Below are 13,746 nucleotides of genomic sequence, written 5' to 3'. Positions count from 1 at the left end.
TACTTTTTATAGGTGAATTATACTATAAAATTCTATTGTTATGTATTTTTTTAGTGCTATAATATTAAATGTATTTTTTTGTATTTTAAAGAAAGAAAGGAATATATATTATTATGAAGATTTTAGTTATCAACTGTGGTAGCTCATCTCTTAAGTATCAGGTAATTGACTCAGAGAGCGAGCAAGTACTTTGCAAGGGCCTTTGCGAGAGAATTGGTATCGATGGTCGTATCGTATATCAGAAGGCTGGACTTGATAAGGAGATTACAGACATTCCAATGCCTACTCACAAAGAGGCTGTAGCAGCAGTTATTGATGCTATTACTAATGCTAGTACTGGTGCTATTGCATCACTTGACGAGATTGATGCTGTAGGTCACAGAGTTGTACATGGCGGTGAGAAGTTCGCAGCTTCAGCTCTTATCACAGATGAGATGATTAAGGTTGTAGAAGAGTGCAATGACCTTGCTCCACTTCACAATCCAGCAAATATTATTGGTATTAATGCATGTCGTGAGCTTATGCCAGGTAAGCCACAGGTAGGCGTATTCGATACAGCTTTCCATCAGACAATGCCTCAGGAAGCATACATGTATGCTGTTCCTTACAAGTATTATGAGCAGTACGGAGTTCGTCGCTACGGTTTCCACGGTACTAGCCATAGCTATGTATCAAAGAGAGTATGCGAGTTCGCTGGTGCAGATATCAACAACTCTAAGATTATTGTATGTCACATTGGTAACGGTGCTTCTTGCTGTGCAGTATTAAATGGCAAGTCAGTAGACACTTCAATGGGTCTTTCTCCACTTGAGGGCCTTGTTATGGGTACACGTTCTGGTGATATCGATCCTTCAGCTGTTGAGTACATGGCTAAGAAAGAGGGACTTGATTTTGCAGGTGTTATGAATGTTCTTAACAAGGAGTCTGGTGCACTTGGTATTTCTGGTCTTTCATCAGATTTCAGAGATCTTCTTGCAGCTTCTGCAGAGGGCAATAAGAGAGCACAGCTTGCTATGGACATGATTGCATATCGTATTGCTAAGTATGTCGGTGCATATGCTGCAGCTATGAATGGTGTAGATATGATTTGCTTCACAGCTGGTCTTGGAGAGAACAATGCAGGCCTTCGTCAGGCTGTATGTGATCACCTTGGATTTATGGGTGTAGAGCTTGATGCTTCTAGAAATGATGGCCCTTCAGAGGACAAGCTTATCTCTTCTGATTCTTCAAAGGTTAAGGTATTCGTTATCCCTACAAATGAAGAGGTTATGATTGCAAGAGATACAGCAGCTATCGTTTCTAAATAATTGTTAAATGAATTTTTAAATAATGTGTTAAAATTTGCAGAAAGTGTTTGACAAGCATATTTTAGCTATGTATAATTGACAAAGTGTGGATAGGAGATATTTATGAAGATTTCTATTAAGGATATTACTTCATTACCTGATCAAAATAAGAAATTTACTGGAGTTTGCGACATACATGAGTTTTCTTATCTTGGCAGTGATTTTTCTATCAGTCACGTAGAGCCATTTGATGTAGTTCTATCTATGATTGGCACAGGCAAGCTTCATATTACCTTTAGTACTAAATGTACTATCGTAGGTGCTTGTGATAGATGCTTGAGTCAGGTATCATTTGATATTCCTGTTGTGGCTGATGAGACTGTTGAAGTTTCAGAAGGACAGGTAGTTACTGATGATGATATTGGTCCTTACTCATTTGTTGATGGTGAGGAGATTGATATAGATGAACTCATTTTAGACGAGATCTTAGTGAATTTCCCGGCAAAGATATTGTGCCAGGATGACTGTAAGGGTATATGCCCAGTCTGTGGTAAGAATCGCAACTTAGAGCCTTGCCAGTGTGATGATACAGTTTTAGATCCTAGAATGGCACAATTTTTAGATGTCTTTAATAGCTTTAAGGAGGTGAAATAGCATGTCTATTTGTCCAAAGAACAAATCTTCTAAGGGAAGAAGAGATAAAAGAAGAGCAAACTGGAAAATGAGCAACCCAACACTTGTTAAGTGTTCTAAGTGCGGTGAGCTTATGGTTCCACATAGAGTTTGCAAAGCTTGCGGATCATACAACAAGAAAGAGATCGTAGCAGTAGATTAATTCAAAGCCTCTCGGTTATGCCGAGAGGTTTTTATTTGAATTGAATTATTCTTTTATATAAAGTATACTTTTATAAGTATGTTAGAAAGGATAATAGTATGAGCAATTTGACTGTTGTTGCACTTGATGCAATGGGCGGTGATAACGCACCTTCAGCTATGGTTCAGGGTGCTGTTAATGCCGTTAATGAGAGTAAAGAAGTTAAGGTTGTTCTTGTTGGTAAGGAGGACGTGATTAAGGCTGAACTTGCTAATCATTCTTATCCAGCAGAGCAGATTGAGATAAAAAATGCTACAGAGGTTATTGAGACTGCAGAACACCCAGTTATGGCCATAAAAAAGAAAAAGGATTCCTCTATGGTTGTAGGCCTTCATCTTGTTAAGGAAGGTCAGGTAGATGCACTTGTTTCAGCTGGTAATTCTGGTGCACTTCTTGTAGGTGGACTTGGTATTGTTGGACGTATCAGGGGTATTGAGCGTTCTCCATTCGGAGCTCTTATTCCTACTAAGACTGGTGTTACACTTCTTGTAGATTCAGGTTCTAATGTAGATTGTCGTAGCAGCCACTTAGTACAGTTTGCTAAGATGGGCAGCATCTATATGGAAAAGGCACTTGGCATTAAAAATCCTAAGGTAGCCCTTGTTAACAATGGCGCCGAAGAGGAAAAGGGCAATGCTCTTGTTAAGGAGACTATGCCTCTTCTTAAAGAGTGCGATAGTATTAATTTCGTAGGTGGCATTGAGGCCAGAGAGATTCCAGCAGGTACAGTTGATGTTGTAGTCTGCGATGGATTTGTAGGCAATGCTATTCTTAAAACTTTCGAGGGTGTGGCTAGTACACTTCTTTCTGTGTTTAAGGAGGGATTGACATCTAATTTATTGTCAAAGATTGGTGCGGCACTTGCGCTTCCTTCACTTAAAAACAAGCTTAAGGCTTTTGACGCCACACAGTACGGTGGAGCTCCACTTCTTGGACTTAATGGTCTTGTTGTTAAGACTCACGGTAGTGCCAAGGCTTTAGAGGTTAGAAACACTATTTTCCAGTGCGTGACTTTTAAGGAGCAAAAGATTAATGATCATATCAAAGAAAATATAGTTATAGAGAAAAAGGAGGACTAGAAATGGAATTCGATTTATTAAAGGAGATTATTGCAGAGGTTCTTAATGTAGACACTGCAGAGATCAAGGAGAGCACTACATTTGTAGATGACCTTGGAGCTGATTCTCTTGATGTATTCCAGATTATCATGGGTGTTGAGGAGAAACTCAATATCGAAGTTGATACAGACGCTGCTGAGAAGCTTTCTACAGTTGGTGATGCTGTTGAGCTTATCAAGAAGACAGTTGCAGAAAAATAAGAATTAAATATATGCGCATTGACGATTTTTTTCGTTGGTGCGCGTGTTTTTGAGTATCCAGTTATCTGGATGCTTTCTTTAAACTCAAAAGGTTTTACCTTTTAGGTACCTTAATGAAATGGAGAGATTATTTTGAAGGATTTAAAAGAATTTCAAAAGACAATCGGCTATGAGTTTAGAGACGAAAGCTTATTACGACAGGCCCTTACCCATAGCTCATACGCTAATGAGCATCATTTGAAAAAGTTCTCTGACAATGAGAGACTTGAGTTTTTGGGAGATGCGGTTCTCGAGATAGTATCGAGTGAGTTTTTGTATCTAAATTACACCGATCTCAATGAAGGTAAACTATCAAGACTTAGAGCTAGTATTGTCTGCGAGCCTACTCTTGCCTATATATGTAAGGAGATTAATCTAGGGGATTATGTCCTTTTATCAAAGGGAGAGGATATGACAGGTGGCAGAAATCGTAAGTCTATTCTTTCAGATGCCTTTGAGGCTACAATCGGTGCTATTTTCTTGGATGGCGGTATGGAGCCAGCCTCTAAATATATTCACCGTTTTGTTTTAAATGATATTGAACATAAGCAGTTGTTCCATGACAGTAAGACTAGATTGCAGGAAGTAATTCAGGCTAATTACAAAGAGCAGATTACATATAGACTTGTATCTGAGTCTGGTCCTGATCACGCCAAGGAATTTAAAGTGCAGGCCCTTGTTGGTAAGCGTGTACTGGGCACTGGTGTTGGTGGCACCAAAAAGGCTGCAGAGCAGGAAGCAGCCTACGAATCACTTATGATGCTTCATAAGGAAGATTCTATAAATATTATTTAATTATAAGTATTAGGGAGAATTGAATGTATCTTAAAAGTATCGAGTTATACGGATTTAAATCTTTTGCTCACAAGATGAAATTCGAATTTCATAATGGAATTACAGGCATTGTAGGTCCGAACGGTTCCGGAAAAAGTAATGTAGCTGATGCTGTTCGCTGGGTTTTAGGCGAGCAGTCTGCTAAGCAGCTTCGTGGTGCATCTATGCAGGATGTAATTTTTGCTGGTACTGAGGCTAGAAAGCCACTTAGCTATGCCTACGTAGCACTTACAATGGACAATTCCGACCATGTGCTTCCTGTTGATTTTGAGGAAGTTACTATTGCACGTCGTGTTTATCGCTCAGGTGAGAGTGAGTATTTACTTAACGGCACACCTTGCCGCCTTAAGGATGTATCTGAGCTTTTCTACGATACTGGTGTAGGTAAAGAGGGTTACTCTATTATTGGACAGGGTCAGATTGAGAAGATTCTTTCTGGTAAGCCAGAAGATAGACGTGAGCTTTTTGATGAGGCTGTTGGTATTGTTAAGTTTAAAAAGAGAAAGGCTGCATCTGTTAAGAAGCTTGAGAGCGAGAGAGAGAATTTAGTTCGTGTTAATGATATTTTATCAGAACAGGAGCGTAGAATTGGACCTCTTGAAAAGCAGTCTGAAGACGCTAAACAATATTTAAAATACAAAGAAGAGCTTAAGAGAATTGATGTTAATTCTTTCATGCTTGAGGTTGATAGATTACAGGCCAACTTAGACGAGGTTGAGAAGAATGCTAGCATTGCCAAAGAGAATATGGAATCTAGCAAGGCTGCCCAGGAGGAGATTCGCGTAAAGTACGATTCTTTAGAGCAGCAGATTACAGAGCTTGATACTCAGATTGAGAATTTAAAGCAGAACCAGTCTGAGTCTACCTTACTGAAGGGCAAGCTTGAGAATGAAATCCTTCTTTTAGAGGAACAGATTCGTTCTGCCAATGTTACAGATGAGAATTTGGCTAGTCGTGTAGCTGAAATCGAAGCTGAAAAGGCTGACAAGGAAAAGCAACTTGCAGAATATGCTCAGGAGAAGACTTCTCTTGATAAGACATTGGAGGAGGCTGTTGAACGTCTTGCTTCTGTTAAAGGTAATTACAGTGAGCTTCAGTCTGCCATTGTTTCTAACAACGAGAAAATCGAGCAGAATAATCAAGCTATTATGGAGCTTCTTAATAATAGAGCTTCTATCAAGTCTAAAGAGCAGCGTCTCGAGACAATGCTTGAACAGACTAATATTCGCAAGGCTAAGCTCAACCAGCGACTTTTAGAGCGCAAGACTCGTGAAGAGGATTTGGATGTTGCTGTAGCTCTTGCTGAGGATGATTTTAAGAATGCTCAGACTCTTTTATTAGAGCTTCAGGACAAGGATAAGGAATTTTCTGAGAAGGCTGCTGAGTGGAAGAGAAAATCTCAAGAGACTTCTGAAAAATTACAGGCTAAAAAGGATGAGTTTGCCCGTGTTCAGACTCGTCTTGAATCTGTTAAGAATATTGCTGAGAGATACGAGGGATATGGTAATTCTACTCGTAAGGTAATGGAGCAAAAGGGCGTTATCGATGGTATAGAGGGTGTTGTTTCTGATCTTATCCACGTAGAGAAGAAATACGAGATGGCTATCGAGACAGCTTTAGGCGGTAACATCCAAAATATTGTTACTGCAGATGAAGCTTGCGCTAAAAAGCTCATTAATTATCTGAAAGAGAACAAGCTTGGTCGTGCTACATTCTTGCCACTTACTTCTGTAGATGGCAGAGGCAATTTCAAGAAGACAGAAGTTTTAAAAGAAAAGGGTGTTTTAGGACTAGCTTCAGAGCTTGTAGATTGCGATAGCAAGTTTGATGGTGTTATAGCATATCTTCTTGGCAGAGTTGTTGTTACTGATCATATTGACTCAGCTATTGCTCTTGCTAAAAAGAACAATTACAGCATTCATATTGTTACTTTAGATGGTGAATATCTGGCCCCAGGTGGTTCTATGGCCGGTGGTCACTTCAAGAACAAATCTAATCTTTTAGGACGTAATCGTGAGATTGAAGAGCTTGATGAGAAGCTAAATGCTATTTCCAAGGAAATGGATGAGCTGAAAAATAGAGCTGATGATATTGAGGCAGCTGCAGCTCTTCTTGATAGCGATAAGGAAGAAAATACTGCTAAGTTAAATGAGGCAGCTATTGCCCTTAATACAGCAAAGCTTGGCCTTGATAGAGCTAACGAGCAGAAGAAAGAATCTCTCACAGCTTACGAGGGTCTTTCTAAGGAATCTGAAGAGTTAGAAGCACAGCTTACAGAGATTGCCTCTGGCAAAAAGGACATCGAATTCGAAAAGAAGGAAAGCGATGATAAGGAAGCCGAACTTAAGGCTGAGATTCAGAGACTTTCTGATGAAGTGGATGAGAAGACCTACATGGAGACTTCTGTTAACAGAACCATGTCTGAGGTTCAAATCGAAGAGGCTAATGCTAGACAGAAGGTTGATTTCGTTCAGCAGAACATTGACCGTATCAATTCTGAGATTGAAAAGGCTGATGCTGATATTGCCTCATTAAAGGAAAATGCGCGTTCTACCAAAGAAGAGACAGAGGCTAAGAAGGCTCGTATTGAGGAGATTAAGAGTACTATTTCAGCATCTGATGAGACATTTGGTCAGCTTGAAGCTGAAATTAAAGAGACTATTGAAAAGCGTGATGCCCTCAATAATTCTCACAAGAATTTCTTTGAGCAGCGTCAGGAGATTTCTGATAGAATCTCAGATTTAGATAAAGAAATATTCCGTCTTGATTCTCAAAAAGAGAAGATTAACGACGCTATTTCATATCAGAACAATTACATGTGGAATGAATATGAGCTTACATATCATTCAGCAGAAGAACTTAAGGATCCTGAGTACAATGATTTAGATCAGATGAAAAAGGATGCTAGCAAGATTAAAAATGCTATTCGTGCAATGGGTAATGTTAATGTCAATGCCATTGAGGAGTTCAAGGAGCTTTCTGAGCGCTACAATTTCCTTAAGGGACAGCACGACGATTTGGTTGAGGCAGAAGCTTCACTTGTTCGTATCATTGATGAGCTGGATGAGGGAATGAGAAAGCAGTTTGCTGAAGGCTTCAAGGATATTAAAAAGCAGTTTGATGCTTCATTTAAGGAGCTTTTTGGTGGCGGTCACGGTACACTTGAGCTTGTTGACGAAGATGACCTTCTTGAGACAGGTATTATTATCAATGCTCAGCCACCTGGAAAGAAGCTTATCAATATGATGCAGATGTCCGGTGGTGAGAAATCACTTACTGCTATTGCACTTTTGTTTGCAATCCAGAATCTTAAGCCTTCACCATTCTGTCTGTTAGACGAGATTGAAGCGGCTCTTGATGATGCTAACGTAGACCGTTTCGCAAATTATTTGCACAAGCTTACTAAGAATACTCAGTTCATTGTTATCACTCACCGTAGAGGTACAATGAATGCAGCTGATAGACTTTTCGGTATTACTATGCAGGAAAAGGGTGTATCAGCACTTGTATCAGTTAACCTTATTGAAGCACAGTTAGATGACTAGTAGAGATTAATTATGGCAGAGAAAATTCCATTTTGGCAGCGCCTTATTAAGGGCCTGACCAAGACAAGAGACAACTTTATCAAATCCATGGATTACATATTTAATGGATTTACAAATATTGATGAGGACTTCTACGAGGAGCTTGAAGAAGTCCTTATCATGGGCGATATAGGCGTACGCACTACTGAGACTATTATCGACGATCTCAAGGACGCTGTTAAAAAAGAGCATATTAAGGAGCCTACCGAATGCAAGGAGTTTCTTATTAATGAAATCAAGCAGCAGATGGCTCTTGATGCCACATCTTATGATTTTGAAAATAAGACAAGTGTGGTACTTGTTATTGGCGTCAATGGTGTTGGTAAGACTACGACTATTGGAAAGCTAGCTGGCAAGCTTACAGCTGCCGGTAAAAAAGTTATGGTTGCTGGAGCGGATACATTTAGAGCAGCTGCTTCCGACCAGTTAAAGGAATGGGCTGATAGAGCTCATGTTGATTTTGTCGGTGGACCTGAGGGTTCTGACCCAGCGGCTGTTGTATTTGACGCTGTTCATGCTGCTAAGGCTAGAGGAGTTGATGTTCTTTTGGTTGATACAGCTGGACGTCTTCACAACAAAAAGAATCTTATGAATGAGCTTTCTAAGATAAACAGTACTATTTCAAAAGAATTTCCAGAGGCATATAGAGAGACTCTTATTGTACTTGATGGTACTACAGGTCAAAATGCCCTTGTTCAAGCTAAAGAATTTTCTGAGGTTACGGATATTTCTGGCATTGTACTCACAAAACTTGACGGAACAGCCAAAGGAGGTATTGCAATTGCAATACAATCTGAGTTAAAATTGCCAGTAAAATATATTGGTGTCGGTGAAACAATAGATGATTTGGAGAAGTTTAATCCAGAAGAGTTCGTCAATGCGTTGTTTTACTCAGAATAGACACTTGTAATCATATAGCAATACAATAGGGAGAAGAAATCATGCTTACATTGGACAAATTTGAAGAAGCCTCTAAGATTGTTACAGAGGTTACCCACGAAACAAAGCTTGTTTACAGCGATTACTTCAGTGAAAAGAGCGGCAATATGGTTTATCTTAAGCCTGAGAATATGCAGCTTACTGGAGCTTATAAGTTAAGAGGTGCTTATTACAAAATTAGCACACTTACTGATGAGGAGAGAAGTAAGGGACTTATTACAGCATCTGCTGGTAATCACGCACAGGGCGTTGCTTACGCAGCATCTAAGTACGGAGTTAAGGCTACAATCGTTATGCCAACAACAACACCTTTGATTAAGGTTAATCGTACAAAGAGCTATGGTGCTGATGTTGTTTTATACGGAGATGTTTACGACGAGGCTTGCGAGTATGCTTACAAGCTTGCCGATGAGCATGGTTATACATTTATTCATCCATTTGATGATTTAGCTGTGGCTACAGGACAGGGTACTATTGCAATGGAAGTATTTAAGGAGCTTCCACTTGTAGAATATATTCTTGTTCCAATTGGTGGCGGCGGTCTTGCTACTGGTGTTTCTACATTAGCTAAGCTTCTTAACCCTAAGATTAAGGTTATCGGTGTTGAGCCTAGCGGAGCAGCTTCCCTTAAGGAGTCATTTGCAAAGGGAGAGGTTTCTACACTTTCTTCTGTTAATACTATTGCAGATGGTACTGCAGTTAAGACACCAGGAACAAAGATTTTCCCATATCTTCAGAAGAATATTGATGAGATTATCACTGTTGATGATGATGAGCTTATCGTAGCTTTCCTTGATATGGTAGAGAATCACAAGATGATTGTTGAAAATTCTGGACTTCTTACAGTTGCGGCATTAAATCATCTTGGATTTAAGGACAAGAGAGTTGTTTCTATTCTTTCTGGTGGTAACATGGATGTTATTACAATGTCATCAGTTGTTCAGCAGGGACTTATCTTTAGAGATAGAATATTTACAGTTTCTGTTCTTCTTCCTGATAAGCCAGGTATGCTTGCAAAGGTAGCTCAGGTAATTGCTGACAATCAGGGTAATGTTATCAAGCTTGAGCACAATCAGTTTGTTACTACAAACCGTTCGGCAGCTGTTGAGCTTCGTATTACTCTTGAGGCATTTGGCCCAGATCACAAGCAGCAGATTCTTAATGCTTTGGATGAAGGCGGCTACAAGCCAAAGATTGTTAGAACTTCATTATAAAAAATATTGGGTGTCAAGTAATTGTACTTGACACTTTCTTTTTTATATAGTATATTAGTCTCCGGTGATAAAGGAGAGTCATGGAAGATAAGATTAAATCAGGATTTTTATATGATTTCTATGGCGAGCTTCTAACGGAGCGTCAGCGTAGTGTTTATGAGATGAGTGTTTTAGATGATTTGTCTTTATCAGAGATAGCTGATACTCTTTCTATTTCTAGACAGGGAGTTCACGACTTGCTTAAGCGAGTGGACCATCAGCTAGAAGAGTATGAAGCGAAGCTTCATTTAGTTGAAAAGTTTATGAATATCAGAAGTGATGTCATTTCTATTAATGAATTGACAAAGGGACAGGCGGATGCCCACACCATGGCAGAGATTTCCCGACTTTCTAGTTTGATTTTAGAGGAATTATAATATATGGCTTTTGATTCACTTTCAGAAAAGCTTCAAGGGGTTTTTAAAAATCTTAGAAGCAAGGGTAGACTTAGCGAGGCTGATGTCAAGGCAGCTCTCAAAGAAGTTAAGATGGCCCTTCTTGAGGCGGATGTTAATTTTAAAGTTGTAAAGCAATTTACAAACACTGTTACAGAGAGAGCTATTGGCTCAGATGTAATGAATGGCCTTAATCCAGGTCAGATGGTTATTAAGATAGTTAACGAAGAGCTTGTTAATCTTATGGGCTCGGAGGTTACTGATATTACTTATGGAACTGGTGGTGCCATCACTACTATTATGATGGTTGGTCTCCAGGGTGCTGGTAAGACTACCACCACAGCTAAGCTTGCTGGTAAGGTCAAGCAGCGCGGCAAAAAGCCACTACTTGTTGCATGTGATATCTACAGACCTGCCGCTATTGAGCAGTTACAGGTCAATGGTAAAAAGCAGGATGTGGAGGTTTTTTCACTAGGACAGGAAAAGCCACTTAAGATTGCCAAAGAGGCAATGGATTACGCTAAGAAGAACGGATTTGATGTGGTTATCTTCGATACTGCCGGCCGTCTTCATATAGATGAGGATATGATGAATGAGCTTGAGTCAATCAAGAGCAATATTGATATCCTTAACACAATTTTAGTAGTTGATGCCATGACTGGTCAGGATGCTGTTAATGTATCTCAGACATTTGATGAGAAGATTGGCATTGACGGTGTTATCATCACAAAGCTTGATGGTGATACACGAGGTGGTGCAGCTCTTTCAATTAAGGCTGTCACTGGCAAGCCTATTTTGTACGCTGGTATGGGCGAGAAGCTTTCTGACTTGGAGCAGTTCCATCCAGATCGTATGGCAAGCCGTATCCTTGGAATGGGAGATGTCCTTTCTCTCATTGAAAAGGCAGAGGCAGAGATTGATAAGGATGCAGCTATTGCCCTTTCTAAAAAGGTTAAAAAGGCTTCCTTTGATTTCAATGACTATCTCACATCTATGGCTCAGATGAAGAAGCTTGGTGGACTTACTTCTATACTTGGTATGATGCCTGGCATTAATTCATCTCAGATGGCGCAGCTTGAGAATGCAGTAGACGATAAGAAGCTTGCTCATATAGAGGCAATCATTCTTTCTATGACACCTGCAGAGCGTGAGAATCCAAAATTACTAAATCCTAGCAGAAAGCACAGAATTGCTGCTGGAGCTGGTTTAGATATAGCAGAGGTAAATCGTTTCATCAAACAATTTGAACAATCAAAGAAGATGATGAAGCAAATGCCAAATATGATGGGCAAAGGTAGACGCGGAATGCGCTTCCCATTTTAGTCCATGACCATTTATTTTATATTTATTGTTTTAGGAGGAAATAAAAATGGCAGTAAAGATTAGATTAAAGAGAATGGGTCAGAAGAAGAGACCAATCTACAGAATCGTTGTAGCAGATGCAAGAGCACCACGTGATGGTAGAAACATTGACGAGATCGGTACATATGATCCAAATCAGGAGCCAGCTGAGGTTACAGTTGATGCTGAGGCAGCTAAGAAGTGGATTGCTAATGGTGCAAAGCCAACTGAGACAGTAGCAAGACTTTTCAAGCAGGCAGGCGTTCAGTAAACATCTCGAAAGGAAAAGGATAATAGTGATGAAAGAATTAGTTGAAGTAATTGCTAAGTCACTTGTAGACAATCCTGAGGAGGTTGTAGTTTCAGAAAAGGAAGACGCTAAGTCAATTGTTGTTGAGCTTCGCGTTGCCCCTTCTGATATGGGTAAGGTTATTGGAAAGCAGGGCAGAATTGCCAAGGCTATCCGCGCTGTGGTAAAGGCTGCAGCCTCAAAGATTGACAAGAAGGTTATCGTTGATATTGTAGACGTTGACTAGTTATTTGGGCCTGATTTTTATCAGGCCTGTTTTACTTAATAGGAACTCTATTATACAGGAGTAGAATTTGGAAGATTTATATCAAGTAGGATCAATTACACAGACACACGGTATTAGAGGAGAGGTTAAGGTATTCCCTCTTACTGATGACATATCCCGTTTTAAGAATATGAAGAACTTGCTTTTGGATGGAGGCAAGGATGGTTATATTAGCCTTGAGGTTGAAAATGCTCGTCCTCAAAAGAATCTTGTTATTCTTAAATTCAAAGGTATTGATAATATCAATGATATTGAAAAATACAAGGGACAGGGACTATACGTAACAAAGGAAAACAGAGTTGAACTTAAGGACGACGAGTACTTTATTGCTGATTTGATTGGCTGCGAAGTATATGTTGATGCAGACTCTGATAAAAAGTTCGGTACTATTTCTGATGTTATGGAAACAGGTGCTAACGACGTATATGAAATCACTCTGGAAAATGGAAAGACAGTTTTAGTTCCAGCTATTAAGGAGTGCATTTTAAATGTTGATATCGAAGGCGGCAGAGTTGATATTCATTTATTGGAAGGATTGATGGACTAATATGAAGTTTTATATTTTAACATTATTTCCTGAGATGATTGAAGATGCCTTAAATACCAGCATCTTAGGTCGTGCTAAAAAAGCAGGCTCTATTTCCTTTGAGGCTATTAACATCCGTGATTATACACTTGATAAGCATAAAAAGGTTGATGATTATCCATACGGTGGAGGTGCTGGAATGGTTATGCAGGCACAGCCTATATACGACGCTTATCAGGCTGTTTGCCAAAAGGCAGGCCACAAGGTTCACTGTATATATTTGACACCACAGGGCAAGCTTTTTAACCAAACTGACGCCAAGGAATTAGCCCTTATGGAAGATATCTGTCTATTGTGCGGTCACTACGAGGGCATTGATGAGCGAGTTTTAGAGGAAATCGTCGATGAATATTATTCTATAGGTGATTATGTTCTCACTGGCGGTGAGCTTCCAAGTTTAGTTATGATAGATGCTATATCTAGAATGGTTCCAGGTGTTCTTACAAATGCTGAATCAGGCGAGGATGAGTCATTAGAGAACAATTTGCTTGAGTATCCTCAGTATTCTAGACCGGAAGTTTGGAATGACCGAAGGGTACCGCCTATTTTGCTTTCTGGAGACCACGCTAAAGTAGATGCTTGGCGTAAGGAGCAATCTATTGAGCGAACAAAAGAAAGAAGACCTGATTTATATCAAAAATATTTGGAAAATTCGGTTGATTAATAAGATTAACCGTGTTATTATACTATAGTTGCTAAAAGAAGAGATGGTCCGCTGATCT

General features: G+C 39.6%; 15 protein-coding genes. All 15 read left to right on the top strand.

Going from position 1 to position 13,746, the window contains the following annotated elements:
• Positions 1 to 113: 113 nt before the first annotated feature.
• The 15 genes from F0Q01_RS04960 (at position 114) to trmD (ending at position 13,688) form a co-directional block, all read left to right on the top strand.
• Complete coding sequence (locus F0Q01_RS04960) at positions 114 to 1,307, top strand: acetate/propionate family kinase (protein ID WP_090486850.1); 1,194 nt, start codon at positions 114 to 116, stop codon at positions 1,305 to 1,307.
• A gap of 102 nt (positions 1,308 to 1,409) precedes the next feature.
• Positions 1,410 to 1,940, top strand: coding sequence for a YceD family protein (locus F0Q01_RS04955; RefSeq protein ID WP_090149546.1), 531 nt, complete (start codon positions 1,410 to 1,412; stop codon positions 1,938 to 1,940).
• A gap of 1 nt (position 1,941) precedes the next feature.
• Positions 1,942 to 2,121, top strand: a complete 180-nt coding sequence (rpmF, locus tag F0Q01_RS04950; RefSeq protein WP_090149549.1) for a 50S ribosomal protein L32 — start codon at positions 1,942 to 1,944, stop codon at positions 2,119 to 2,121.
• Positions 2,122 to 2,219: 98 nt separating this feature from the next.
• Positions 2,220 to 3,239 carry a phosphate acyltransferase PlsX gene (plsX, locus tag F0Q01_RS04945; protein WP_090486846.1) on the top strand — a complete coding sequence of 340 codons (1,020 nt, stop codon included), beginning with the start codon at positions 2,220 to 2,222 and terminating at the stop codon, positions 3,237 to 3,239.
• 2 nt (positions 3,240 to 3,241) lie between these two features.
• On the top strand, positions 3,242 to 3,478 hold the full coding sequence (gene acpP / locus F0Q01_RS04940) for an acyl carrier protein (RefSeq protein WP_090149554.1): 237 nt from the start codon (positions 3,242 to 3,244) through the stop codon (positions 3,476 to 3,478).
• 132 nt (positions 3,479 to 3,610) lie between these two features.
• Positions 3,611 to 4,312: a ribonuclease III gene (gene rnc / locus F0Q01_RS04935; protein ID WP_090149557.1), complete on the top strand. Its 702-nt coding sequence runs from the start codon at positions 3,611 to 3,613 to the stop codon at positions 4,310 to 4,312.
• A 23-nt stretch (positions 4,313 to 4,335) separates the two neighbouring features.
• Positions 4,336 to 7,896 (top strand): chromosome segregation protein SMC, encoded by a 3,561-nt coding sequence (gene smc / locus F0Q01_RS04930; protein WP_090486843.1) that lies wholly within the window; start codon positions 4,336 to 4,338, stop codon positions 7,894 to 7,896.
• A gap of 12 nt (positions 7,897 to 7,908) precedes the next feature.
• Positions 7,909 to 8,835, top strand: coding sequence for a signal recognition particle-docking protein FtsY (gene ftsY, locus F0Q01_RS04925; RefSeq protein WP_090149565.1), 927 nt, complete (start codon positions 7,909 to 7,911; stop codon positions 8,833 to 8,835).
• A gap of 41 nt (positions 8,836 to 8,876) precedes the next feature.
• Positions 8,877 to 10,088 (top strand): threonine ammonia-lyase, encoded by a 1,212-nt coding sequence (gene ilvA, locus F0Q01_RS04920; RefSeq protein WP_090149568.1) that lies wholly within the window; start codon positions 8,877 to 8,879, stop codon positions 10,086 to 10,088.
• An 80-nt stretch (positions 10,089 to 10,168) separates the two neighbouring features.
• On the top strand, positions 10,169 to 10,504 hold the full coding sequence (gene ylxM, locus F0Q01_RS04915; RefSeq protein ID WP_090149570.1) for a YlxM family DNA-binding protein: 336 nt from the start codon (positions 10,169 to 10,171) through the stop codon (positions 10,502 to 10,504).
• A gap of 3 nt (positions 10,505 to 10,507) precedes the next feature.
• Positions 10,508 to 11,845 carry a signal recognition particle protein gene (ffh, locus tag F0Q01_RS04910; protein ID WP_090149573.1) on the top strand — a complete coding sequence of 446 codons (1,338 nt, stop codon included), beginning with the start codon at positions 10,508 to 10,510 and terminating at the stop codon, positions 11,843 to 11,845.
• A 46-nt stretch (positions 11,846 to 11,891) separates the two neighbouring features.
• Positions 11,892 to 12,134 carry a 30S ribosomal protein S16 gene (rpsP, locus tag F0Q01_RS04905; RefSeq protein ID WP_015549838.1) on the top strand — a complete coding sequence of 81 codons (243 nt, stop codon included), beginning with the start codon at positions 11,892 to 11,894 and terminating at the stop codon, positions 12,132 to 12,134.
• A gap of 28 nt (positions 12,135 to 12,162) precedes the next feature.
• The gene (locus tag F0Q01_RS04900) at positions 12,163 to 12,399 is read left to right on the top strand and encodes a KH domain-containing protein (protein WP_033154032.1); all 237 of its coding nucleotides are present in this window, start codon (positions 12,163 to 12,165) and stop codon (positions 12,397 to 12,399) included.
• A gap of 67 nt (positions 12,400 to 12,466) precedes the next feature.
• Positions 12,467 to 12,985: a ribosome maturation factor RimM gene (rimM, locus tag F0Q01_RS04895; RefSeq protein WP_090486840.1), complete on the top strand. Its 519-nt coding sequence runs from the start codon at positions 12,467 to 12,469 to the stop codon at positions 12,983 to 12,985.
• A gap of 1 nt (position 12,986) precedes the next feature.
• Entirely contained in the window at positions 12,987 to 13,688 is a 702-nt protein-coding gene (gene trmD / locus F0Q01_RS04890; protein ID WP_090486837.1) for a tRNA (guanosine(37)-N1)-methyltransferase TrmD, read from the top strand.
• Positions 13,689 to 13,746 lie beyond the last annotated feature (58 nt).

Origin of the sequence: Pseudobutyrivibrio xylanivorans, assembly GCF_010906925.1 — a bacterium.
In the GTDB taxonomy this organism is placed as follows: domain Bacteria; phylum Bacillota; class Clostridia; order Lachnospirales; family Lachnospiraceae; genus Pseudobutyrivibrio.
This window is presented reverse-complemented; position numbering and strand designations above follow the sequence as displayed.